This is a genomic window from Bartonella bennetti, assembly GCF_045945445.1.
Lineage (GTDB): Bacteria > Pseudomonadota > Alphaproteobacteria > Rhizobiales > Rhizobiaceae > Bartonella.
In genome coordinates this window covers 818,610-844,259 of sequence record NZ_CP174576.1, presented here as the reverse complement: position 1 = coordinate 844,259, position 25,650 = coordinate 818,610, and the positions used below count along the sequence as shown (strand labels likewise).

Genomic DNA, 25,650 nt, shown 5'->3' with positions numbered 1-25,650 from the left:
ATTAAAATAGCTATTTTTAAAAATACGATCTCGTAAAAATAATAAAGAAAATTACCTAAAGATATTATGTATGTTTTTAATTGTAGTTAAGAAAAATTATTTTTAAATAAAAAAATATTCATATATCGCAGTGAAAGGAAAGTGAAATGAGCAAAACTAGCAATAGCGAGAGCGAATCGAAGAATACTCTCTATTGCTCATTCTGTGGCAAAAGCCAGCATGAAGTGCGTAAGCTTATTGCAGGACCTACCGTATTTATCTGCGATGAGTGTGTAGAGCTGTGTATGGATATTATTCGTGAGGAAAATAAATCTTCTGGAATTAAGGCGCGTGATGGTGTTCCTACTCCGCAGGAAATTCTGACAGTTCTTGATGACTATGTTATTGGCCAGCGTCATGCAAAACGTGTTCTTTCTGTTGCTGTTCATAATCATTATAAACGCCTCGCTCATCAATCTAAAAGCAATGATGTTGAGTTAGCAAAATCAAATATTCTTCTTGTTGGGCCGACAGGATGTGGTAAGACATATTTAGCACAAACATTGGCACGTATTATTGATGTGCCTTTTACTATGGCAGATGCAACGACTTTAACTGAAGCGGGCTATGTTGGTGAAGATGTTGAAAATATTATTTTGAAGCTACTTCAATCTGCTGATTATAATGTTGAACGTGCGCAACGTGGTATCGTATATATTGACGAAGTTGATAAAATTTCTCGTAAAGCTGATAATCCTTCAATTACAAGGGATGTTTCTGGTGAGGGTGTTCAGCAAGCACTGTTAAAAATTATGGAAGGGACAATAGCATCTGTTCCTCCGCAAGGAGGGCGTAAGCATCCACAACAAGAATTTCTTCAGGTTGATACAACAAATATTTTGTTTATTTGTGGAGGCGCTTTTGCTGGCTTAGAGAGAATTATTTCAGGACGTGGTGAAAAAACTTCAATTGGTTTTTCCGCTGCTGTTAAGGCTCCTGATGAGCGTCGTGTTGGTGAGATTTTCCGTGATTTAGAACCTGAAGACCTTATAAAATTTGGTTTAATACCAGAGTTTATTGGTCGTCTTCCTGTTATAGCTACTTTGGAAGACTTAGATATTTGCGCGCTTGTTCAAATTTTATCACAACCAAAAAATGCATTAGTTAAACAGTATCAACGTCTTTTTGAGATGGAAAATGTTCAGTTAGTTTTTCATGAAGATGCTTTACGTGTTATTGCTAAAAAGGCTATTGAACGTAAAACTGGTGCACGTGGCTTACGCTCTATTATGGAAAGAATACTTCTTGATACTATGTTTGAATTACCAGCTCTTGTAGGTGTTCAAGAAGTGGTGATTTCTAGTGATGTAGTTGAAGGTAAGGCTTGTCCTCTCTACATTTATTCAGATCATGTAGAAAATAAAGAAAATGTATCAGCGTGATCTATATTATAAATTCAGTTATAGTATTATTTTGGTGTAGATATTTTGAACATGACAGCGTAATGACTTGATTTATTGGTCCATAGTTATCACTTCATTTATTGTAGAGAGTTGGCTTTTTAAAGGGTGACTTGTATTGTAAACGAGTTAGAGGCTCTAGAAAGGAAAAATATGCAATATATTGATGAAAAGACAGGCAAGGAAATAGAAGAGTTTTATGCTGTTTTGCCACTTCGTGATATTGTTGTCTTCCCGCATATCATTGTTCCGCTTTTTGTAGGCCGAGAAAAGTCAATTTGTGCTCTTGAAAAGACAATGGTAATGGATAAACAAATATTACTGGTGACGCAAAAAAATGCTGCTGATGATGATCCAACTTCGGAAGATATTTATGATGTTGGTACTATCGCTAAAATTCTTCAACTTTTAAAGCTTCCTGATGGAACTGTAAAGGTTTTGGTTGAGGGTACTGCACGTGCAAAAATTAATCAATTTATTGAGAACGATGATTATCTTCAAGCTTATGTAACTATTACAGAGGAAACTAAGGATGATGATATTGAAATCAAGGCGCTTTCTCGATCGGTAATTTCTTATTTTGAAAATTATGTAAAACTAAATAAGAAAATTTCTCCTGAAATTGTCAGTGCTATTAGTCAGATTGATGATCCTTCTAAACTTGCTGATACTATTGCATCTCATTTAGTTATTAAACTTGCAGAAAAACAAGAAATATTGACATTATTGCCTATACGTAATCGTCTTGAGCGTGTACTTTCTTTCATGGAAGCAGAGATTTCTGTTTTACAAGTCGAAAAGCGTATTCGTTCACATGTCAAACGGCAGATGGAAAAGAATCAACGAGAATATTATCTTAATGAACAGTTAAAGGCTATTCAGAAAGAATTAGGGGCAGGTGATGAGGGCCAAGATGAACTATCTGAACTAGAAGAGCGTATTAGAAAAACTAAGCTTTCGAAAGAAGCACGAGAAAAAGCTGGGTCAGAACTCAAAAAATTACGTAATATGTCTCCCATGTCTGCAGAGGCAACAGTTGTGCGTAATTATCTTGATTGGCTTTTAGCTATTCCTTGGAGCAAAAAATCAAAAATTAAAAATGACCTTAGTTTTGCTGAAAAAACTATGGATAATGAGCACTTTGGTCTTGAAAAAGTCAAAGAGCGAATCATTGAATATTTAGCAGTGCAAAGCAGATCATCAAAAATACGAGGTCCTATTATTTGTTTGTTAGGCCCTCCTGGTGTTGGAAAGACATCACTTGCACGTTCTATTGCAAAAGCAACAGGTCGAGAATATGTTCGTATCTCATTAGGAGGTGTTCGCGACGAAGCTGAAATTCGTGGACATCGTCGGACTTATATTGGTTCTATGCCTGGAAAAATTATTCAGTCTATGAAAAAAGCTAAAAAATCTAATCCGCTTTTTTTGCTTGATGAAATTGATAAAATGGGGCAAGATTTTCGTGGAGATCCCTCATCAGCTTTACTAGAAGTTCTTGATCCTGAACAAAATGGTACATTTATTGATCATTATTTAGAAGTAGAATATGATCTTTCTGATGTTATGTTTATTACAACTTCCAATACATTGAATATTCCAGGGCCATTAATGGATAGGATGGAAATCATTCGCATTGCTGGTTATACTGAGTGTGAAAAAATGGAGATTGTTAAACGGCATCTTTTGCCAAAAGCATTAAAGGATCATGCTCTTTCTAAAAAAGAATTAAGTATTTCTGATGATGCAATAAGATCAATTATTCAATTTTATACGCGTGAGGCTGGTGTTCGAAATCTTGAGCGTGAGTTGATGAAAATAGCGCGTAAATCAGTTACAAAAATTCTTAAAACTAATCAAAAGTTTATAGAAATTAGAAAAGACAATATTAATGATTTTCTAGGTGTTAAGCGTTATCGCTTTGGACAAGTTGATGGTGAAAATCAGATTGGTGTCGTTACAGGGCTTGCTTGGACTGAAGTGGGTGGGGAGCTGCTGACTATTGAAGGTGTTATGATGTCAGGTAAAGGTAAGATGACTGTGACTGGTAATTTGCGCGATATTATGAAGGAATCAATTTCTGCAGCAGCATCTTATGTGCGTTTTCGTGCTGTTGATTTTGGTATTGAACCTCCATTTTTTGATAAACGTGATATTCATGTTCACGTTCCGGAAGGTGCTACACCTAAAGATGGTCCATCAGCTGGAATTGCAATGGTAACAGCAATTGTTTCAGTGTTAACAGGAATACCTGTTTATAAGGATGTTGCTATGACTGGTGAAATTACCTTGCGTGGATGTGTGTTACCGATTGGTGGATTAAAAGAAAAATTGCTTGCGGCTCTTCGAGGGGGAATCAAGAAAGTACTTATTCCTGAAGAAAACGCGAAAGATCTAGTTGATATTCCCGATGATGTCAAAAATAATATGGAGATTATTCCGGTAACTCATATAAGTGAAGTTCTTAGACACGCTTTGATTCGTTTTCCTGAGGCTATAGAATGGACAGAGCCTTCTACAATATCTGAAACTGTTAAAACAGAAAGCGATAATGAGGGAATCTTAGTTGCGCACTGATTCACATTATGAGCTATAATTATGCTGTAAAAAGCACATGAGAACCATTTTGGGAGTTATAATTTTATCTATTTTAGAGAAATAATAAAAAAATTCCGTGAATAACTGCGATTATTTCTAAAAAAACAATGTGTTGAAGAAAAATAGCACTTCTGTTTCCTGTACTTTTCAATAAAATCAATCGTAGTCGGTTAAATTTTATTATTCGGCAATATAGGGAAAGGAAATGTTAAATGAATAAAAGTGAATTGGTTAATTCAGTTGCTGAAAAAGCAGGTATCTCGAAAGCTCAAGCTGGTTCTTCTGTGGATGCTTTTATCGCTTCTGTTACAGAAGCTTTAGCTTCAGGAGGTGATGTTCGTCTTCCAGGTTTTGGTTCTTTTGAAGTTTCTCATCGTGCTGCTACAAAAGGACGAAATCCTTCAACAGGTGCTGAAATTACTATTCCTGCACGTTCTGTACCTAAATTTTCTGCAGGAAAAAGTCTTAAAGAAGCTGTTAATAACAAATAATTCACACTACTTTTTAAAGAACCGGTTTATAAATAAGCCGGTTCTTTAGGGATGCCTAAAAGTAGTTAGCACATGTTTGTGAGATATATTATTTTAGCTTTATAGATGAAAATGTAAGAGCTGTAAATGTTGGCCTACATAGCGGGAATTCAAGCAATGACTCGAGTATTTATATTAAAAAGTAACTGAGATATATCTATTTTATTATTTTTTATTATAATCATTCAAGCATAGTCATAGCTGTTTTTAGTTCATTGAGATAATGCACCCCTTAGATTTTTTGTGTAAAAAAGCATAGATACTCTTACTTACATCTTAATATTGGTTAGTGTATCTAACTGACAAATAGTACCTTTTCATTTATTATATTAATAATATTTAGATAAATTATTGTTAAATAATATTTAATAGCGTAGGAACATTTATAAATATAGCAATAAAAAAGTAAGTTTTTATCATAATAGAAATGTATTGTTGAGACTATTAATATCTATATAATCGCAATGTTCTCTTCTTATTATAGCAGAAAATAATACACACGTTAATAAAGTGAATAATCTTAAACTATTTTTTAGCAATAATCCAAATTATTTAATAACTCAAAAATCGGATTAGCAAGTATTATGTTATAACCAAATACAAAGATTCAGTTAAAAGCTATTTTTTAACCATTGAATACAATCGTTTAAAGCTCGTTCAATTATAGCTTGTTTTTTTTCTTTATGTGGTAAACGTTTTTCTAAAGGATTGGTGGAAATAATAGGCGGAAAAAGACCAAAATTGATATTCATTGGTTGGAAGGATCTTTTTCCTGTTTCGTTAGTAGCAATATGACCACCAGTAATATGATTCAAAAGAGCTCCAAATGCTGTAGTTTTTGGTGGTAGAGAAGGGCAAGTACGATTATATTCAGCAGCAGCAAAACGTCCAGCGAGCAGTCCTATCGCTGCTGATTCTATGTAACCTTCACAGCCTGTAATTTGTCCAGCAAAACGCAGTTGTGGTTTTTGTTTTAAACGAAGACTCTCATCAAGAAGAATTGGTGAATTGAGATATGTATTGCGGTGAAGACCACCAAGGCGTGCAAATTCTGCTTTTTCAAGACCAGGAATCATTCTAAAAATACGTGTCTGCTCACTATATTTCAGTTTTGTTTGAAAACCGACCATATTGTAAAGCGTACCTAGCTTGTTATCTTGACGTAATTGTATAACAGCATAAGGTTTGATTTTGGGGTGATGAGTATTAGTGAGTCCCATAGGTTTCATAGGGCCATATCTTAGAGTTTCAAGCCCACGTTCAGCCATAACTTCAACTGGTAAGCATCCATCGAAATAGGATATGTTTTCAAATTCACGAAATTCTACTTTTTCTCCATTTATCAATGCTTGAACAAAAATTTTATATTGTTCTTGATTAAGAGGACAATTAAGATAATCTTTTCCCGTTCCTTCAGGACCAATTTTGTCATATCGAGATTGGTACCAACAAATATTCATATTAATACTTTCAGTATAAATAATAGGCGCAAGAGCATCAAAAAAAGAAAGCGCTTCTGTTCCAGTTATTGCTTGTATCGCTTGAGCAAATTTGGGTGAGGTAAGAGGACCAGTAGCAATAATAACATTATGCCAGTCTTCAGGAATCTCGTGAATTTCTCGGCGTTGTATAGTTATAAGGGGATGTTTTTCAAGTGTTTCTGTAATAGTTTTTGAGAATTCATCACGGTCAACAGCAAGTGCACCTCCAGCTGGCACTTTATTACTATCTGCAGCTTTCATAATTAAGGATTTGGCTAATCGCATTTCGGCATGTAAAAGTCCTACAGCATTTTTTGATGCATCATCTGAACGAAATGAATTTGAACAGACGAGCTCTGCAAGTTTATCTGTTTTATGAGCATCAGATTTTCTTTTTGGGCGCATTTCATGCAAGACAACAGGAATTCCTAATTGAGCAATTTGCCAACTTGCTTCACTACCTGCAAGACCACCGCCGATAATATGGATTGGAGTTTTCAATTTATTTAACATGATTTACTTGTAGCGGAAGGAGTGCTTTCTGAAAAGGATGAATTTTATCTCTATAATTTTGTGAAAAGAATTGTTTATTGAGTTAATAAAGGATATTCATTTGCTTTTTTTCTTTAATTGCTTGGAATTGAATGCTATAAAAATGCCGCTTACATGAATTTTTGGTTTATAAGTTTGAGCGGATGTGGCGAAATTGGTAGACGCACCAGATTTAGGTTCTGGCGGGAGACCGTGGGGGTTCGAGTCCCTCCATCCGCACCAAAGTAATAGCTTTAAACGCTACGGATGTCTGTATATACAAGGTCCGTTTATCTAGATCTAACATTAAGTGTTAGTATTATGATTGTTATCCGGAGTAGGTTTATCCATCTCCTCAGAGAAATAAAGGTTGTTCGATGCAGGTTACCGAGACGCTTAATGAAGGACTGAAGCGCGAAATTAAGATTGTGGTTCCGGTGAAAGATCTGGAAGAAAAATTAAATGAACGGTTGGATGATAGCAAAGGTAAGATAAAACTTAAGGGATTCCGTCCTGGTAAGGTTCCATCTGATCATCTCCGAAAAATGTACGGTAAATCTTTTATGGCTGAAATTCTTAATGAGATCATTAACAATGCTCCGCGTTCTATTTTAGCAGAACGTAATGAATATTCAGCAACGCAACCGCAAATTGATATAAATGAAGATACAAAAGTTATAGATGGTAAGGCTGATTTTGTTTTTAGTTTGAAGTACGAGGTTTTGCCAAAATTTGAGGTTAAAGACTTCAAAAATATTAAAATCATTCGTGAAATTGCTGATGTACCTGAACAAGAAGTTGATGAGCAAATAACGCGCATTCTTTCTTCTACTCGTAGTTATTCGCAAAAAAATGGTCCTTCAAAAGAAGATGACCGCATAACAATTGATTATTTGGGGAAAATTGATGGCGTTCCGTTTGATGGTGGTACTGATAATAATGCACAATTGATTCTTGGTTCGAAACAATTTATACCCGGTTTTGAAGAGCAATTAATTGGTCTAAAAGCGGGCGATGTAAAAACAATTTCTGTTAAATTTCCTGATGATTATAGTGCTACGCATTTAGCTGGCAAAAATGCAGAGTTTGATATCACTGTTAAAACTGTTTCTAAACCGGATGAATTGAAGATTGATGATGAAGCAGCAAAAAAACTTGGTTTAGAATCTCTTGATCGCTTACGTGAAGTCGTTCGTGGACAGGTTGAAAGTCGATATGGTTCTATGACACGTCAAAAAATTAAGCGACAAATCCTTGATGCTTTAGATGCAGATTATAGTTTTGATATTCCTGAACAGCTTTTAGAAATTGAATTTAATAACATATGGAATCAGATTAATGAAGATTTAAAAAGGATGGGCAAAAGTTTTGAAGATGAGAATATCACAGAGGAACAAGCGCGAGAAGAATATCGCATGCTTGCGCAGCGTCGTGTTCGGCTTGGTTTAGTGCTTTCTGAAATTGGTACAAAAGTTGGAATTCAAGTAAGTGAAGATGAATTAAAGGCTGCAGTTTTTGAACAGGTTCGCCAATATCCTGGACGAGAAAAAGAAATGATGGATTTTTTTCGCCGTACACCAGAAGCTGTTGCTAATCTACGTGCGCCAATCTTTGAAGAAAAAGTTATTGATTATTTGCTTACACAGATAAAAATAACGGATAAAAAAGTGACAATCGAAGAGCTAATGAGAGAATATGATGAATCAGATTTAACTGATAAAACTTCTGCCAAGAAACAATCAGCAGTAAAAGAAAAAGGTACAAAAAAGGCTTCAATTAAAAAGAAAATCCCTAAAACAAGTTAAAATTTATACCAATAAAATAATTCTGATAAATCATTTTTATATGTATTCTAGACTTGCTCTGGCAATCGTTTTAGGTTAGCCATTGGATGTATTCTGAAATGTTGATAGTGAATTGATAATGAAAATCGTTGATACTCGTCTTCCTGATCCTAAGCGTTTTATTTCTGGAGTTACAGGCGACTGGGAAGTTATTATTGGCATGGAGGTTCATGCACAAGTCATATCAAATTCAAAACTTTTTTCAGGCGCATCGACTAAGTTTGGTGCTGAGCCGAATAATCACGTATCGCTTATTGATGCAGCGATGCCTGGTATGTTGCCTGTTATTAATCAAGTATGTATTCACCAAGCTGTTCGAACTGGTTTAGGATTAAAAGCTAAAATTAATTTAAAATCTGTTTTTGATCGTAAAAACTATTTTTATCCAGATTTACCACAGGGATATCAGATTTCACAATTTCAGTATCCTATCGTAGGTGAAGGGAAAGTAGTTATATCTATTGGACCAGATTCGAATGGTCAGTTTGAGGATATTGAAATTGGGATTGAAAGGTTGCACCTCGAGCAAGATGCAGGAAAGTCTATGCATGATCAGCATCCAACAATGTCTTTTGTAGATCTTAATCGCTCAGGTGTAGCTCTTATGGAAATTGTTTCTAAACCAGATATGCGATCATCAGAAGAAGCAAAAGCCTATATGACAAAATTGCGTACGATTGTTCGTTATTTGGGTACTTGTGATGGTAATATGGATGAAGGCTCTATGCGCGCAGATGTAAATATATCTGTGCGCCGTCCTGGTGAGCCTTTTGGAACACGCTGTGAAGTTAAAAACGTTAACTCAATTCGTTTTATTGGCCAAGCAATTGAATATGAGGCACGTCGCCAAATTGCAATTTTAGAGGATGGAGGTATAATAGATCAGGAAACTCGGCTTTTTGATGCAATAAAAGGTGAAACACGATCTATGCGTTCAAAAGAGGAAGCATATGACTATCGTTATTTTCCTGATCCCGATCTTTTACCATTAGAGCTTGATCAGGAATTTGTAGACACTTTAGCTTTAGAGTTACCTGAATTACCAGATGATATAAGGGTGCGTTTTATCAATGAGATGGGGTTAACTGCATATGATGCTTCTATTCTTGTAACAGAAAAAGCAATTGCAGATTATTTCGAAGAAGTGGCACATGGGCGCGATGGAAAAATGGTTGCTAATTGGGTGATCAATGACCTTTTAGGCGCTTTAAATAAAGATAATCGTGATATTGAAGATACTCCAATTACAGCAAACCAATTGGGAGCAATTATTGATCTTATCAAAGACGGAACTATTTCTGGAAAAATTGCAAAAGATCTATTTGAAATTGTTTGGAATGAAGGTGGAGATCCACATCAGATTGTAGAAAAGCGTGGTATGAAGCAGGTAACGGATGCAGGAGTTATTGAAAGAGCTGTTAATGAAATTGTCATCAATAACCCTGACAAAGTTTCTCAAGCACGAGAGAAGCCTGCTTTGGTTGGGTGGTTTGTTGGACAGGTAATGAAAGCAACAGAGGGGAAGGCAAATCCTCAAACCGTTAATAAATTGGTTAAAATTAAGCTTGGAATAGATTAATATATTCGGGATGGAAATTCTGTAAATATGATATTAACTTGTGATATAATTTATATGAGTTGACAGCTGGTTATTTAGTTCAACTGCAATTAGAATCTCTGATAAATTTCTTGCTTTTGATACTTTCAAGTACCATAATAAATTTATTCTTGATAGAGTTATCTTATGGGTTTCCAAAGAAGTAGGAGAAGAAATGTCTGGTTTTTTCAAGCAAATTTTTACGTGGTGGAATGGTAATACTATTAATACACGCTTTTTTACGTGGCGCCATGGTAAACGTATAGGAGAAGACCAGTTTGGTAATATTTATTATGAAGGCAGTCGCCATAAGGATGGTTATTTACGTCGCTGGGTGATTTATAAAGATTACTCTGAGGCTTCTAGTATTCCTCCAGGTTGGCATGGATGGATTCACCATCGTTGTGATATACCACCTACGGAAGAAAATTATCAATCATATAGTTGGGAGAAATCGCATATTTTAAATATGACGGGCACAAGCGAAGCTTACCGACCAAAAGGATCTATTGCTTATAATAATGGGTATTTTTATGCTCGTGAGGATTATGATGCATGGTTACCTGAGGAGTAATCGGTGTATTGTCTCCTTTGTTATGTTTGTAATGATTTTTGTTAGCTGTGATTAATTTGATATTATGAAGTTTTTACGATCAAAATCTAAGTATTTTTTTTATACTTATTTATTAGTAGGGATAGCAGTTTTATTTACAGTTAGCTGTGTGCAAGCAGAACGTATTAGCAATGAAATTGTTATTTTTACAGGTCTTGATAAGATTACTGGTCAAGTTACTAGTTTTGAAGTCCATATCGGTCAGGTTTATCAATATGGTGCTTTGCAAGTAATGCCCCGAGTGTGTTATACAAGTTCTAAAAATGAGCCAGCTCGTACTATTGGTTTTATCGAAGTTAATGAAATGACATTGGAGAAAAAGACACGGCGCATTTTTACAGGATGGATGTTTGCAGATAGTCCTGGCTTAAATGCTGTTGAGCATCCTATCTATGATGTATGGCTAAAAGATTGCAAAAAAAGTTCTGATACTCTTATACATTAATGATTGTTATCACTTTGCTGTATCATTCAAAAAATATGTGGTTATTTTTGTGGTTAGCGAATAAGTGATTTACTTGTATTGTGAAGTGTTAATTATCAAGCCAAAAAAGTCATTTAAGCATAATAGTTATATGCAAGTAATAGAAATTCGTTTTCCGGATCCAGCGTCGAATCCATATTTTGCGTTTTCAGCACTTATTATGGCTGGTCTTGATGGTATAAAGAATAAGATTCATCCTGGCCCAGCTATGGATAAAGATCTTTATGATCTTCCGCCCAAAGAGCTCAAAAACATTCCTACAGTTTCCAGAAGCCTACGTGAAGCACTTGAATTTCTTGATAAAGACCGTGATTTTCTTAAATCTGGAGATGTATTTGACGATGACCAAATTAATTCCTTTATTGAATTAAAACTGAAAGAAGTTCTGCGTTATGAAACCACCCCTCATCCTGTTGAATTTGACATGTATTATTCTGTTTAATGTATGAATAAAAGTTTTTGTTTGATTTTCATGGAATGCTGCGTCAACTATAATTAGGCGATTATTCTTCTATCAAATAGATTTTTATAGGATGTGTTTATTAGGAAGCAAGTAATATAGATCATTTTGAGATTGGTGGTGAGAAGATTATTATTACGAGCTTAGGCGATTTTTTTGGAAATTATGGTTGGGTTATTTTTGTATTTTGAAGTTTAATAAGACATTTCTTCTATATTTTGTTTTGCTTCAGACATGAATTCATGGTGATTATCGAAAGGATTATAGGTTCCATACTTTTTCTGCCACTGTATAGGATCAATAAAATTGCTGGACCAAAGGCCGATTTTATTGTTATACGCGTTTTGTTCAGCACTTAGATATGTTGTTGGGATTGGGTATTTATTGTTTTTTGATATTATCAACATACCTTCTGCAAGTCCTATTTCTGCTAAATCGATTCCTTGCACAAAACACTGAGCATAGAGGGTTTCTTTTTCTATAGCAGTTTGCTTACAAGATAAGTTATGTCCTAGAGTTTTGGTCACCAGCCACGCTGTTGTGACAGCTCCACATGGCCATTCTTGGTTATTTAATTTTGCTTTTTGACGGGGTGCACATGTATTTACACCATATAAGTGAATATTTCGGATGATAGGTTTATGTTTAGACTTTTCAGGAGGGGTTATTAATTTGAATGTGACACCGCTGGTAACAGATGCTATACCATTAAACATATCTTCATAATTGTTTGGAGCACTATTAATCCAATTGAGATCTAGTTTATTATTTAATTTTTTTTGAATACTCGCTTCATAGTGCTTATTTTGTTCGAGATACATATTCATTGTATCTTGGTTTTCTTGCATTTTTAATGCCTCGAGAATATCTAAATTTGTTTGGTTTTGATTTTGGCTTATTATCCATATTCCTATAGAACAAATAATGTAGACAATAATAATCGGTTTAAATCGCATTCGCCCAATCCTGATTGTTTTTATACCCCATAAATTTTTTATACATCTCTGCTTTTCTCCTAATTTTCAAGAGAGAGTTTCAATAGTACTTGTTGTAAATTAAACACATTTTGCAAAGAAAAATATTATTTTTGTATTTTTAATATTGTCATTTTGATAAAATAACAATACTTGTGCTTGCCTCTTCTGATTATTTCTGTCTTTGGTTCTAAAAAGATTTTTTGATAGCTTGATAGAATACTTACGATTAAAGAAGCTTAAAGTTGTGAACCTGAGTATTATTTGTAGAAATAAAAGGATATCAATGTGTAATCAATCTTCTTTTGAAGAGAGGCCAAATGATAAACAATGTATCTAAGAATATTTACTATATCGCCTTTACACTCCTTTTAACCATGTTCGTTGTATTAAGTCCTGCTTATGCTAATGCTACTGCTGGCGGCATGGGGAATCTTGATACGGTTTTGCGGAATATTGTTACTATGATGACAGGTACAACAGCGAAGCTCATTGCGACCATATGTGTTGCAGCTGTGGGTATTGGTTGGATGTATGGTGTTATTGATTTACGCAAAGCGGCATATTGTGTTCTTGGTATTGGTATTGTTTTTGGTGCTTCGGCTCTTGTTAATTTATTAATGGGTGGTACATCATAAATGAACGAAGACACTCTTTTTCTTGCCTGTACACGACCAGCCATGTTTGCGGGTGTTACTGTAGAAGCAATGGCATTAAATGTCATAGCAACGTCTACTCTTTTTATCATTACAAGTAGCTTTTCAATGATCGGTCTTGGTGTTGGTTTGCACTTTATCTTACGTGAAATCACGAAACGCGACCATAACCAATTTCGTGTTCTATTTGCTTGGCTCAATACTCGAGGCAAACAAAAGAACCTGACGAGATGGGGGGGAGGATCTACATCTCCTTTACGTCTCATCCGTACTTACAAGGAGCTACAATAAAGGAGATAAATGCAGTGATGAAGCGGGAATCGAAGCGGGAAACTTTACCCGAAGAATACATTCCCTATGTCCGTCATGTCAATCAACATGTGATTGCATTGGCTTCACGTTGCTTAATGACAGTAATTACTGTTGAAGGCATAAATTTTGATACTGCAGATATCAGCCAATTAAATTCTTTACATACCCAATTAAACACGCTTTTGAAAAATATAGCAGATGAACGTGTTGCTTTATATTCTCACGTTATCCGTCGACGTGAAACGATTTATCCAGAAAGCCAATTTTCTTCATCTTTTGCAACAATCTTAGATCAACAATACAAACAAAAAATGATTTCGCAAGATCTTTATCGAAATGATCTATTTCTTTCGGTTCTCTGGAATCCTGCAGCAGATAAAACTGAACAGCTAGCTTCTTTTTTTCATCGTTTAACACAAGCAAAAAAGATGCAATCGGAACCAGACTTTGAATCTGTTCGGAAAATCGAAGAGTTAAGTCAAGATCTTATACAAGGTCTGGAATGCTATGAAGCACGACTTTTATCTACTTACGAATACAATGACATTTTATTTTCTGAGCAAAGTGAATTTCTTCATCAATTGGTGGGAGGAAGGCGTGAACGCATACCCCTTACCTTTGGGACTATTGCCTCAACGATTTATTCAGATCGTATTATCTTCGGCAAAGAAATTATCGAAATTCGTCATGAAAGCAATGAACGCTTTGTCGGTATGTTTGGCTGGAAAGAATATCCTTCTAGAACACGTCCTGGCATGACCGATGGCTTGTTGACAGCACCCTTTGAATTTATTTTAACGCAATCCTTTGTTTTTAAAAGTAAAGCAGTTGCAAGTGCTATTATGAGCCGTAAACAAAATCAAATGATTAATGTAGCGGATCGTGCCAGCTCGCAAATTGGAGCTCTTGATGAGGCACTTGATGATTTAGAGTCCAATCGTTTTGTTTTGGGAGAACATCATCTCTCTTTAGCCGTTTTTGCTGATCGTCCACAAGAATTGGCAGAACATCTCTCCAAAGCGCGTTCATATCTTACTAATGGTGGTGCAGTTATAGCGAGAGAAGATCTAGGATTAGAAGCAGCATGGTGGGCACAACTTCCTGGCAACTTTAGCTATCGAGCACGCTCTGGAGCTATTAGCAGCAGAAATTTTGCAGCATTATCCCCCTTTCATTCATTCCCCATTGGCAAACTAAAGGGTAATGTTTGGGGCTCTGCTGTCGCTTTATTACAAACGCAAGCTGGCTCTCCTTATTATTTTAATTTTCATTTTGGTGATGTTGGGAATACCTTTATTTGCGGTCCGTCAGGATCTGGAAAAACAGTCATTGTTAATTTTCTTCTTGCACAATCGCAAAAACACAACCCAACAATAGTCTTTTTTGATAAAGACCAAGGAGCAGAGATTTTTGTTCGTGCTGGAGGTGGCAAATATAAGCCTTTGAAAAATGGTAAACCTACCGGTATTGCACCATTAAAAGGCATAGAATACACAGAAAAAAACAAACTCTTTCTTCAGCATTGGGTTTTAAAGTTGGTTACTACGGACGGCCAAACAGTGACAGAACAAGAGCGACAAGATGTCGCTAGAGCGATCGATTCCTTAGAAAGTCTTCCTCTAGAACAACGCTCACTCGGTGCACTTCAACTGTTTTTTGATAATACCTCCACAGAAGGTATTGCGATACGTTTAAAACGTTGGATCAAAGGCAATCCTTTAGGGTGGGTCTTTGATAATGATCACGATGACCTCAATTTAGATGCTCAATTCATAGGTTATGATATGACCGATTTCTTAGATAATGAAGAAATTCGTCGCCCTTTGATGATGTATCTGTTTAACCGCATTCTCGATCTTATTGATGGTCGGCGTATCATTATTGTTATTGATGAATTCTGGAAAGCCCTTGAAGATGATTCATTTAAAGCTTTTACTCAAGATCGTCTTAAAACAATTCGTAAACAAAATGGCATGATGCTCTTTGCAACACAAAGCCCCAGAGATGCTTTGAATTCAACAATCGCTCATACAATCATTGAACAATGCCCCACTCAAATGTTTTTTCCAAATCAAAAAGCCAATTACAACGATTATGTTGAAAACTTTAAATTAACTGAACGTGAATTTGAACTAATCCAATCAGAATTAAGCAGAGAATCTCGTCGCTTTCTCATTAAACAAGGTCACAATTCTGTTGTTGCAGAACTCAACTTACGTGGAATGGATAATGAAATCGCTGTCTTAAGCGGAACAACCAGAAATATCGAACTCGTGAATCAAATTATAAGTGAACACGGAACAAATCCCAATGTATGGCTACCTATATTTTATCAAAGGAGACAAGCTCAATGAAACCATTGTATCTGATTACGCTTTTATCATTATGCTCTACCTCTCTTTTATCATTATGTTCTATCTCTTATGCAGTATCGCAAACAGATACTGAGACATATTATCAAAATGCCATACAAGCTTCATCAGGATCAGAAATCTCAGATTTAGAAACAGCTAAATCTGTTTATGCTTCGGCAGTTGCAAATCAAGAAAAGATTAAAGAAATCAATAATAAATTATCACAGAATCTTACGCCAGAACAAAAAGCAGCTCTTCAAACGGAGTTGGCTATTCTTCAAGCTAATCTTCAAGCGGATATTCTAAAACTTCAGGCTTCTGCTATTATAAAATCGGAAAGTGCTCAATCAAAAGAACAAGAACGTGAACAAGAGCAACAGAAAAACCAGGAAGCTGTTCAACAAACACTTCAAGAACAGTTGGAGCAAGCTAAAACTAAGCTCAAGTTATAAACTTACTCCAGTTAGTAAAAAAGAAGAAAGGGAAAGCTCTTCAAATACAGTTGGCTAGTTTTCAAATAAATTCTCTCATTCAGGCTCCTTCTATAATTCAATGGAAATACTCAATCATAAGAAGGGCGTGAAGAGGTGCAAGAAAAATCATAAATTCATATTTATCGAACATTACAGGCAAAATTAGAATAAGATAAAACTGATGTCAGATTTTAAATTTACTCCGTTTGAAACTGTTTCTTCGTATATTTTAGCACCACTCAACGATGTAGTGGATACAACAGTCAGTAGCTTGTCTTCTGCTATTGCAGCACCCTTAAATCTTGCTGCAATCATTTTTATCTTTTTATATGGCTATAATGTTATGACTGGCCACGTCGCCCTTTCAATGCATAGTCTCCTTAATAATGTCATTAAAATCGTTGTTGTGACAACAATGGCAACAAATGCAGATGTATTTAATACTTACATCAAAGATATATTTTTCGGTAATTTAGCCAATGCTATTGGGAATGCGTTCAATAGCAGTCCCGTCGACTCTAATGTTTTCGATTATCTCTTGTTAATTACGAATACGCGCTATCAAGATTTTGTAGGTAGGGCTGGTTTTTTTGAAAAGATTATGGTGGGATTGATTGGTGGTATAATGTTTTTGGCGGTTATCTTTTTTTGTACAGTTGGTTTTATTATCCAAATGTTTGCAAAAATTACATTAATCATGGTGATAGGTCTTGGTCCTCTTTTCATTAGTTTATATTTATTCAATGTAACTCGCAGATACGCCGATGCATGGATTTCAACATTAGTTAATTTTACAGTTTTGCAAGTTCTTGTGATGATGCTTGGAACAATGATGTGTAAAATTATGCTGTATGTTTTCGATAGCTCATATACTTCAATCTATTTCTTGCTGCCTCCTGTCCTTGTAGTCTCAATAGTGGGAATTGTTCTCTTCCAATCACTTCCTACCATTGCTTCTGCACTCTCTAGTGGAGGACCATATCATCATGCTGGTGTCTCATCAGGATCACAAATAATCTCAATGGCTTCTGGCGCCTTTAACCTCGCTGGAAGAGGCTTTACAGTCGGTAGCAGTGCAGCAAGAGGTGCATCTGTAGGAGGTTCTCGTGCTGCGCAGCAAGCTGCACAAGCTGCGGAAATGATGCGTGGAGGTGGTCGTGGCGCATTCTAATATCAACTGTCTCTCCAATACGGCTATAGTCAGACCCTTAACCCAAAAGGTATTAACCGTACGCACAGCCGATGAAAAGCTCTCTTCGCTTTTTCAAAAAATCAGTTCTCATGTTTTGGAAAAATTACGCACTGCAAAATCCCAATATTTTATTTTTCAAAATATTTGCGAGTTCAGATAATGAAACTAAAAATAACTATCATTTTAATTCTTTTGATAGCACTTACGGGTTGCGCTTCTTTTAAAAGTGGCCCCAAAAAACTTCCACGCTGTAGCGGACAGAATATCCGTATGCTCAATCAAGGAAAATGGAACTGGAACAATAATAGCACCTTCCTTCACAATACGGCAATCAAGCCAATCACAACTCCTATTATCCTCAACACACAAGAAAATGAAGCACCAAAAGCTCATGTCGAACTCCCTGCACCTCCTGTGAATACAATAAACCATCAAACTCCCTCTTATACGAATGCGGAGATCACACATGAAAAGTGATGAATTTAAAGAATATATAAGAGAAGCGCGGTCATTCGATATTGATCGTATGTGTAGTACGCGACTGCAAATGAAAATGGCTATAGCTTTGACCGTGCTTTTTGGGTTGATAACAATCGCTTTGGCTTTAGCCGTGGTAACCTTAACACCCTTAAAAACCGTAGAGCCTTTTGTTATCCGCGTAGATAATTCTACAGGTATTGTCGATGTCGTGAGTGTTCTAAAAGATGAACCTCAAAATTATGATGAAGCAATAACACGCTACTTCGCGAGCAAATATATTCGTGCACGCGAAAGTTTCCAATTATCAGAAACAGAAAATAACTTTCGTATCACTTCTCTTTTATCTTCCGTAGAAGAACAAAATCGCTTTGCCAAATGGTATTCGGGAAATAATCCAAATAGTCCGCAAAATATCTATAAAAATATGTCCGTGACAGTCACAATAAAATCCATTTCTTTTTTAAGTAAAGATCTCATTCAAGTGCGTTACTATAAAACGATTAGAGACACTAATGGAAAAGAAGATATTTTCCATTGGGTTTCGGTCTTAAATTTTTCCTACGTTAATACACGCATTTCAGTAGAAAATCGCTTAATTAATCCGCTTGGTTTCCAAGTGTCAGAATATAGATCTGATCCAGAGGTAGTTCAATGATTAGAGTAGTAAAAATATTCTTTTTAACTCTCATCGTTGCAATAAGCTGTGATGCATCTTTATCATGGGCAGAAATTTCTCCCGTGGGTGCCCAAAAAGATAATCGGATCAGATTTATTAATTATGACCCATATAATGTCACAAAAATCATTGGATCTATTCGCTCTTCAGTGCAGATTGAATTCGCTAGCGATGAAAATATTTCCTATATTGGAATTGGCAATTCCGTTGCTTGGCAAGTCGCACCAGCCGGTCACTTTGTCTTCCTCAAACCCCGTGAAGTTCAGCCTATCACCAATCTACAAATTGTCACAACTCGCCAAGATGGGACAAAACGATCTTATCAATTTGAACTTCAAGTGCGTGAAGGCGATGTTTCTATCGGTAATGACACATATTTCCTTGTAAAGTTTCGTTATCCAGAAGATGAAGCTTTGCGTAAACAATTAGCTCAAGAAGCTAAAGCACAAAAGGATGAAGAAGAATATGCCGATAATATCCTCAATATGCATGAACATTTTGGACCGCGCAATTGGGCTTATATTGCTCAAGGTTCCCCCCTCATTGAACCAAGCTCAGTCTATGATAACGGTAGAACAACAACATTTACCTTTTTAGGAAATAATGAAATCCCTGCCATTTATCTTGTCTCGCTTGATGGACAGGAAACTATCGTTCCAAAATCAATTAAAGGAAACCAGGTCATTGTTCATGCCATAGCCATGCAATTCACTTTGCGACGTGGTAACGAAGTTCTGTGTATCTTTAACAAAGGTTTTATCCCAAGAGGAATTAATCCCGGAACCGGGACAACATCACCTTCTGTCCAACGTGAAATAAACGTAGAGAAACAGCCATGAATAATGATGAAGTGGATGAAATAAATCTTAATAAGTATGACGCGATAAAGGATCGTGATACAATAGAGGATGGTCAAGAAAAAAAAGAGGGCTTTAATTTAGGAAAAGGCCTTGCTCTTCTTATTCTCTTTAGTGTCTGTATTTATTTAATATATATAATCCTTTCATCTTCAAAAGATACAAAAAAACAGCCCATAGAATTACCTAAAGAAGCAAGCAGCAGACAAACAGAACTGTTCCAATCGATAAAACCCACGATGGCTCCTCTAGAGCTAGCTGATAAAAATAATCCCCTGTTGCCTAAGGTCGAATTACCAACACCAACAATCAATCAGCCAAAATTTGATCATAAATTATTAGAAGCAGCACAACGTGCTCCCGTTTTAGCCTATGTTAATCCAAATCAGCAACAAGTTACTTCAGAAAATAATAATAATACCGTTTCTCTTGACCAAAATAACAATCGCTCAAATAAAACAGCACAATCCTTTAATCACCTCCTCGAAGCAACAAAGTTAGACGGTGTTCATGCATCAACACTCGGTAACCGAAATTACATCATTGCAATGGGAGCCTCTATTCCATGTATCTTAGAAACAGCAATCAGCAGTGAACAACAAGGTTTTGTTAGCTGTATCGTTTCCAGAGATATCTTGTCAGACAATGGTCGTATCGTTTTGCTCGATAAAGGAACACAAATCATCGGTGAATATCGTAGCGGTTTAAAAAAAGGCCAATCGCGTCTCTTCATATTATGGAATAGAGCTAAAACACCAGAGGGTATCATTATAACATTGTCCTCACCAGCAACAGATTCCTTAGGCCGATCAGGTGTTGATGGTGATATTGATAATCATTGGTTTGAACGACTTGGTTCTGCACTTCTTGTTTCAATCGTCAGAGATGCAACAAATTACGCAAATAACCGGCTAAATTTACTCAAAACACCAACACAACAAGAACAAACAATAGACACCTTGTCTTCAGGAACACATAGCCTTTATGCAGGAACAGATATGGCAAAAATTATCGCAGAAAATTACGTCCATATCCCTCCAACCTTGACCAAAAATCAAGGTGAAATGGTTAATGTTTTTGTTGCCCGCGACCTAGATTTCTCAACTGTATATAAATTGAAAATTATCGAAAATAACAAAAAGGTTATTCATCGCGCCTTTTCGGGAGACTTTCATAAAAACTCTACGGGGACATTGAAATGAAACAAAACTTCCAAAATATAAATGATGAAACCATTGCTATCGTTTTAACAAAACTCAAACCAATTCATAATTTTCTTAAAGATGAAAGTCTTTTTGAAATCGTTATTAACCGTCCTTATCAGGTCATGATCGAAGGAACTACAGGATGGAAAACAATAGAAGTACCAGAGCTCTCTTTTAATGAACTTATGGGTATGGCTAAAGTGATCGCTGCTTATTCTAAGCAAAGTATTTCCGATAAAAATCCAATACTATCGGCTACCTTGCCAAATAATGAGCGTATTCAAATCGTCATTCCTCCAGCTGTAGAAAAAAACACTATTAGTATGACAATTCGTAAACCATCATCCCAAAGTTATTTACTGGAAGATCTAGCCGATGAGGGTCTCTTTTCAATATGTGAACAGGTTTCGTTCACTCCATTGCATGACTATCAATCGCGTTTTAATGAACTCAAAAACATCGATCATGAATTAGCAATCGATTATTATAATAAAAATTTTGTTTCTTTTTTAAATCAAGCTGTGAAACTGCAAAAAAATATTCTTATTTCAGGGAAAACAGGATCTGGTAAAACAACACTGTCAAAAGCATTGATCACTAAAATTCCTGATGATGAGCGTATTATAACTATTGAAGATACACCAGAATTAGTCGTGCCGCATCCTAATCATGTCTCTATGATCTATGCAAAAGATGGGCATGGTTTAGCTTCTATTGGGCCAAAAGAATTACTAGAATCTGCCTTACGAATGCGTCCTGATCGCATTCTTCTACAAGAATTGCGAGATGGTACTGCCTTTTATTATATTCGCAATGTTAATTCAGGACATCCAGGTTCAATTACTACAGTTCATGCATCAACAGCACTCGCTGCATTTGAGCAAATGACTCTATTGGTTAAAGAAAGCGAAGGAGGAGGAGATTTAGAGCGCGATGATATTCGTGGGTTATTAATTTCAATGATCGATATTATCATTCAATGCAAACGGATTGAAGGAAAATTTAAAGTGACAGAAATTTATTATGATCCTTTTAAACAACGAAATATCTTTGGAGGGAACTAAATAAAAAAGTATAATAAAAAATTTCACACTTCAAGATCAATATCTATACTAAAACGTTTGAAATTTTACAAGAACGCATGTGCAAAAGTCATATTTATTAAAAATAATATTTGTGTAAACGATCATGAGAAAAACAAATTTAAAATCTCTAAAAAAAACTTTTAGGCCTTTAACAAAAAAGATAAAATCATTAAACTTATTTTCTTGTGATTATACTTATCCTGACAATAATACATTAATAAATAAATATGGGATAAAAGATGCTCAGTCTCTTGATAAGAAATGTGCGCGTGATTCAGAAAAAGCAGCTGTTTATTTGCGTCAAGAAACACTGCCAGAGAAGTTTGATTCCTCCTATTTAAAATATCTGCATAAACGCTTATTTACGAAGACGTTTGAATGGGCCGGATGTACTCGCGATCTTACATTTAAATTTGAAAATGGTATAACTGCCAACATCTCAAAGATGCAAATACCAAATTCAGATGCTTTTTTCAAAGATAGTAAAAAAGTATCAAAAAGCTTACATAAATTTGATCAAATACTTGCTGAAAAAAATAATTTGCAAGGTTTATCTCGTGAAGATTTTATTGAGGAAGCAGTAAAGCTTTTTTCCTTTCTCAACTATATACATCCGTTCAGAGATGGCAATGGGCGTACACAACAAATGTTTTTTGAAAAACTCGGAGAAGCTGCAGGCCATAAGCTCGATTTTTCAGTTGTAACAAAAAAACGCATGATACATGCCTGTAATAGTACAATACCCATAAAAAGTAATGTAAATTATGAAGCAATGCAACATTTGTTCGAAGATATCTCCAATCCAGAAAAAACGCGCGTTTTAAAGGACTATGTATATTCTGCATCTCGGCATAGACGTAAGTTTTTGAATGAACAAATTATTATAACACCACGTGAAAATATAGAGTATACGGGTATTTATAAGAATAGTAATGCGGATTCTATTATAATTGAAACAGTAGACTTATATATCGTGTGCTGTAAAGATTATTTTGCACCAGAACAACTTAAGGCATTGAAACTTGGTGATAAGATTACCTTTAAAATTCCAATAAATAAAAATTTAAATCAAATTCTTATCCCAGCAGAAAAACTCACTTCTTTGACGTTAGAAGAAATGCTTAAAAAGGTTAAAGACACTGCTGTGCTTACAGAAGATTGGAAAGAAATCAAGTGTTTATCAAAAATTGTTTATGGAAGTTCAAAAGTATTAGATCAAAGTCTCGATATGATTAATCAAGAGCAAGGGGCGAGTGAAAAAATTGCTCAACAAATTTTAAAATATCCTCAATCTATTTCTAAGCTCGCTGGCTTTAAAATATGGTTTATAAAGAGTCCCAAACGCATAAGGGCTGAAAGAAAGCTTTCATTACTGAGTCGAAAAATTAAAGAGTACGGGTATGGTGTAGGGCTTGTTAAAAATATGATTATTCGAAATCATGAAATAGAAAAAAAACGCCTTGCACAAGAAATAAAGTTGCCTGGTGAAGCAGTGCAAAATATTCTTAACATGTCTCCAAGTGAGAGAGAAAAAGTTTTCAACGGAGAAGATTGTGTTGAGATCCAAAAAGAGCTCTTCGACTTTTTATTGAAAATCGAGTCTCGTCTTTCAATAGATGAGACTAAAGCGCTCAAAATAGGTGATCATAAAAAACTCGCCCAAAGTATTAATATGTCAGAACATAAAGCAAAAATACTTATAAAAACTGTTCGTGAAACAAAAAAAGTGTATCGAGAATCTCAACAATTCACAGTGAATAAGTTAAGACGGATGGCTGTAGCAGTCTAACATACAAGATTTTTATGATAAATTTATAAATTATTTCCATGAGGAAAAAATTGTTCTTAAAAACAAAAAAAATAATATCAAAATAAAAGTATAACAAAGTAAAAACATATTTCTATTTTATAAATGAAAAAAAATAGGAAGAGTTATGCCAGTGGAAGCACATAATTTAACATCCCTGGTGTTAAATGTGATTATAAAAAACGCAACTAACTTGATGAAATAGTTAACTTTTTTAAGACTTAAGGTAGATAATGGTAGCACTTTTTGATACATCTTTAGCGCGTAATTATATTTATCCTCACACGCAAACGTTAAAAAATAAATATGGTATAATGGACCATAAAAAACTTGAAAAGCAATGCAAGCATGATGCGAAAAAAATAGTCGATAGTTTACGTAACGAAGCGCTACCAGAAAAATTTGATTCTTCTTATTTAAAATATCTTCATAGACGCGTGTTCGAGAGTGCATTCGAATGGGCTGGATATACCCGTGATCTTTCATTTGCATTTGATGATGGTACTATTGCTCAAATGTTAATGATGAAAATTCCGGCATCAGATATTTATTTTGCACATGGTAATCAAATTCAAGAAAACTTAAAGAAATTTGATGAAATGCTTGCCTCGAAGAATAATTTGCAAGGTTTATCGCGTGAAGATTTTATTGAGGAAGCAGTAAGGCTTTTTTCTTTTCTCAACTATATACATCCTTTTAGAGCTGGTAATGAACCTATACAGCGAATATTTTTTGAAAAACTTGCTCAAGCTGCAGGCCATAATCTTGATTTCTCAGTTGCAACAGAGAAACGTATAATGCGTGCCTGTCATGATTCGATGATTCTAAAGGGCGATGCAGCTTATAAAGCAATCAAATGCCTGTTTGAAGATATCTCTGATCCAGAAAAAGTAATTATTTTAAGGGATTTTTTTCAATCCATACCTAAAGTTGAGCTCCAACGTTTGGATAATGAATATGTTATAATGCCACAGGAAGGTACAACTTATACAGGTACTTATCAAGTAGGTGCTACAGATTCTATTATAATCAAAACGGCGGATTCTCACATCCTATGTCTGAAAGATTATTTTGCGCCAGAACAACTCAAGACATTAAAACCTGGTGGTGAGCTTACCTTTACAGTTCCGATGAAAAAAAACTTAGATCAAATTCTCATTCCAGGAGAAAAATTAGCTCCTTTAAAGGAAGAAGAAATAATCAAACGGACTAGAAAGGTTGATTGTATTCGAGAACACCAAAAAGAAATTGATCGTTGCTTAGAGGTTATTTATAAAGACAGAATGATATTAGATGAACATATGATGTGTATTCATAAACATCCTGAAACAGGTATACAGCTTGCCGAACAGATTAGAAAATCTCCTCAATCTATTTCTAAGCTTGCTGGCTTTAAAATATGGTTTATAAAGAGTCCAAGACGCAAAATGGCGGAAAATAGTATTTTGGAACTCACTCAAAAAATTGAAAAACATGTGCAAATGGTGAAATCTGTTAGAGATGAGATTTGTATAGAGCATAAAAGAGAACAAAAACGTGTTGAATACGTAGTAAAAAAACCTAGCAAAGAAATACAAGATATTCTTAATTTGCCAAAAGATGAGCAAAAAAAGGTCTTAGAATCCTCTCCTTCACTTTATAAAGATTTCTGTCGTTTTCTAGATGAAGTAAATTCTCGTCTTTCAGTAAACGAGCAAGAGTATATCGTTCATAAACAGGATAAAAAACTTTCTTGCAGTGTTGGCGTATCAGAAAATCAAGCAAAGATGATTGTAGACATAATTAATAAAAGCGTAAAATTACACAACCAAATTAAAAAAATCCAACCTGATCGTTCGCAAGTAATGGCTATGGCCATTTGAAAATACGAATTTTTGTTTTTATTCTTGTGTGGATGGGTGAAGATTATGTGATAATAACTATCTCATAAAGAAGGGGAAATTGTTTCTGAGTAGCTACATAACGTCAAAAGAATATAACAAATCAAAAATATGTTTTTTAT

General features: G+C 35.2%; 21 protein-coding genes, 1 tRNA gene and 1 pseudogene. 21 read left to right on the top strand and 2 right to left on the bottom strand.

What is annotated here, in order from left to right:
* Positions 1 to 146 precede the first annotated feature (146 nt).
* From clpX to ACJTDF_RS03805, 3 genes are all read left to right on the top strand, one after another.
* Positions 147 to 1,421: an ATP-dependent Clp protease ATP-binding subunit ClpX gene (gene clpX, locus ACJTDF_RS03815; RefSeq protein ID WP_249676028.1), complete on the top strand. Its 1,275-nt coding sequence runs from the start codon at positions 147 to 149 to the stop codon at positions 1,419 to 1,421.
* Between the two features lie 171 nt (positions 1,422 to 1,592).
* Positions 1,593 to 4,016: an endopeptidase La gene (lon, locus tag ACJTDF_RS03810; RefSeq protein WP_407965019.1), complete on the top strand. Its 2,424-nt coding sequence runs from the start codon at positions 1,593 to 1,595 to the stop codon at positions 4,014 to 4,016.
* A 233-nt stretch (positions 4,017 to 4,249) separates the two neighbouring features.
* On the top strand, positions 4,250 to 4,528 hold the full coding sequence (locus ACJTDF_RS03805) for an HU family DNA-binding protein (protein WP_249676035.1): 279 nt from the start codon (positions 4,250 to 4,252) through the stop codon (positions 4,526 to 4,528).
* Positions 4,529 to 5,178: 650 nt separating this feature from the next.
* Here the strand turns inward: ACJTDF_RS03805 and trmFO are convergent.
* Positions 5,179 to 6,561 carry a methylenetetrahydrofolate--tRNA-(uracil(54)-C(5))-methyltransferase (FADH(2)-oxidizing) TrmFO gene (trmFO, locus tag ACJTDF_RS03800; RefSeq protein ID WP_407965018.1) on the bottom strand — a complete coding sequence of 461 codons (1,383 nt, stop codon included), beginning with the start codon at positions 6,559 to 6,561 and terminating at the stop codon, positions 5,179 to 5,181.
* A 178-nt stretch (positions 6,562 to 6,739) separates the two neighbouring features.
* Between trmFO and ACJTDF_RS03795 the strand changes: the two genes are divergently transcribed.
* From ACJTDF_RS03795 to glnA, 6 genes and pseudogenes are all read left to right on the top strand, one after another.
* Positions 6,740 to 6,822: transfer RNA gene (locus tag ACJTDF_RS03795), tRNA-Leu, on the top strand.
* Between the two features lie 134 nt (positions 6,823 to 6,956).
* Entirely contained in the window at positions 6,957 to 8,384 is a 1,428-nt protein-coding gene (gene tig / locus ACJTDF_RS03790; RefSeq protein WP_407965017.1) for a trigger factor, read from the top strand.
* Between the two features lie 118 nt (positions 8,385 to 8,502).
* On the top strand, positions 8,503 to 10,002 hold the full coding sequence (gene gatB, locus ACJTDF_RS03785; RefSeq protein ID WP_407965016.1) for an Asp-tRNA(Asn)/Glu-tRNA(Gln) amidotransferase subunit GatB: 1,500 nt from the start codon (positions 8,503 to 8,505) through the stop codon (positions 10,000 to 10,002).
* Between the two features lie 193 nt (positions 10,003 to 10,195).
* Complete coding sequence (locus ACJTDF_RS03780) at positions 10,196 to 10,594, top strand: NADH:ubiquinone oxidoreductase subunit NDUFA12 (protein WP_407965015.1); 399 nt, start codon at positions 10,196 to 10,198, stop codon at positions 10,592 to 10,594.
* 64 nt (positions 10,595 to 10,658) lie between these two features.
* Entirely contained in the window at positions 10,659 to 11,078 is a 420-nt protein-coding gene (locus ACJTDF_RS03775) for a DUF2155 domain-containing protein (protein WP_407965014.1), read from the top strand.
* A 139-nt stretch (positions 11,079 to 11,217) separates the two neighbouring features.
* Positions 11,218 to 11,559: pseudogene (gene glnA, locus ACJTDF_RS03770) on the top strand (glutamine synthetase); the annotation flags it as partial.
* Positions 11,560 to 11,771: 212 nt separating this feature from the next.
* Here glnA and ACJTDF_RS03765 read toward each other — a convergent pair.
* Positions 11,772 to 12,533: a hypothetical protein gene (locus tag ACJTDF_RS03765; RefSeq protein WP_407965013.1), complete on the bottom strand. Its 762-nt coding sequence runs from the start codon at positions 12,531 to 12,533 to the stop codon at positions 11,772 to 11,774.
* Between the two features lie 338 nt (positions 12,534 to 12,871).
* Between ACJTDF_RS03765 and ACJTDF_RS03760 the strand changes: the two genes are divergently transcribed.
* From ACJTDF_RS03760 to ACJTDF_RS03705, 12 genes are all read left to right on the top strand, one after another.
* Positions 12,872 to 13,189: a TrbC/VirB2 family protein gene (locus tag ACJTDF_RS03760; RefSeq protein ID WP_407965012.1), complete on the top strand. Its 318-nt coding sequence runs from the start codon at positions 12,872 to 12,874 to the stop codon at positions 13,187 to 13,189.
* Positions 13,190 to 13,498, top strand: a complete 309-nt coding sequence (locus ACJTDF_RS03755) for a type IV secretion system protein VirB3 (RefSeq protein WP_078680347.1) — start codon at positions 13,190 to 13,192, stop codon at positions 13,496 to 13,498.
* A 17-nt stretch (positions 13,499 to 13,515) separates the two neighbouring features.
* Complete coding sequence (locus tag ACJTDF_RS03750; RefSeq protein WP_407966215.1) at positions 13,516 to 15,873, top strand: VirB4 family type IV secretion/conjugal transfer ATPase; 2,358 nt, start codon at positions 13,516 to 13,518, stop codon at positions 15,871 to 15,873.
* On the top strand, positions 15,870 to 16,325 hold the full coding sequence (locus ACJTDF_RS03745; RefSeq protein ID WP_407965011.1) for a hypothetical protein: 456 nt from the start codon (positions 15,870 to 15,872) through the stop codon (positions 16,323 to 16,325). The genes ACJTDF_RS03750 and ACJTDF_RS03745 overlap by 4 nt, the downstream gene beginning before the upstream one ends.
* 202 nt (positions 16,326 to 16,527) lie before the next feature.
* Positions 16,528 to 17,517 carry a type IV secretion system protein gene (locus tag ACJTDF_RS03740; RefSeq protein WP_407965010.1) on the top strand — a complete coding sequence of 330 codons (990 nt, stop codon included), beginning with the start codon at positions 16,528 to 16,530 and terminating at the stop codon, positions 17,515 to 17,517.
* Between the two features lie 180 nt (positions 17,518 to 17,697).
* Positions 17,698 to 18,015, top strand: coding sequence for a conjugal transfer protein TraJ (locus ACJTDF_RS03735; protein ID WP_407965009.1), 318 nt, complete (start codon positions 17,698 to 17,700; stop codon positions 18,013 to 18,015).
* Positions 18,005 to 18,673 (top strand): virB8 family protein, encoded by a 669-nt coding sequence (locus ACJTDF_RS03730; protein WP_407965008.1) that lies wholly within the window; start codon positions 18,005 to 18,007, stop codon positions 18,671 to 18,673. Before ACJTDF_RS03735 ends, ACJTDF_RS03730 begins: the two co-directional genes overlap by 11 nt.
* Complete coding sequence (virB9, locus tag ACJTDF_RS03725) at positions 18,670 to 19,533, top strand: P-type conjugative transfer protein VirB9 (RefSeq protein ID WP_407965007.1); 864 nt, start codon at positions 18,670 to 18,672, stop codon at positions 19,531 to 19,533. The genes ACJTDF_RS03730 and virB9 overlap by 4 nt, the downstream gene beginning before the upstream one ends.
* Positions 19,530 to 20,753 carry a type IV secretion system protein VirB10 gene (gene virB10 / locus ACJTDF_RS03720; protein WP_407965006.1) on the top strand — a complete coding sequence of 408 codons (1,224 nt, stop codon included), beginning with the start codon at positions 19,530 to 19,532 and terminating at the stop codon, positions 20,751 to 20,753. Before virB9 ends, virB10 begins: the two co-directional genes overlap by 4 nt.
* Complete coding sequence (gene virB11, locus ACJTDF_RS03715; protein ID WP_407965005.1) at positions 20,750 to 21,820, top strand: P-type DNA transfer ATPase VirB11; 1,071 nt, start codon at positions 20,750 to 20,752, stop codon at positions 21,818 to 21,820. Before virB10 ends, virB11 begins: the two co-directional genes overlap by 4 nt.
* Before the next feature lie 124 nt (positions 21,821 to 21,944).
* Complete coding sequence (locus tag ACJTDF_RS03710) at positions 21,945 to 23,630, top strand: BID domain-containing T4SS effector (protein WP_407965004.1); 1,686 nt, start codon at positions 21,945 to 21,947, stop codon at positions 23,628 to 23,630.
* A gap of 251 nt (positions 23,631 to 23,881) precedes the next feature.
* The gene (locus ACJTDF_RS03705) at positions 23,882 to 25,510 is read left to right on the top strand and encodes a BID domain-containing T4SS effector (RefSeq protein ID WP_407965003.1); all 1,629 of its coding nucleotides are present in this window, start codon (positions 23,882 to 23,884) and stop codon (positions 25,508 to 25,510) included.
* The last annotated feature ends 140 nt before the right edge of the window (positions 25,511 to 25,650 follow it).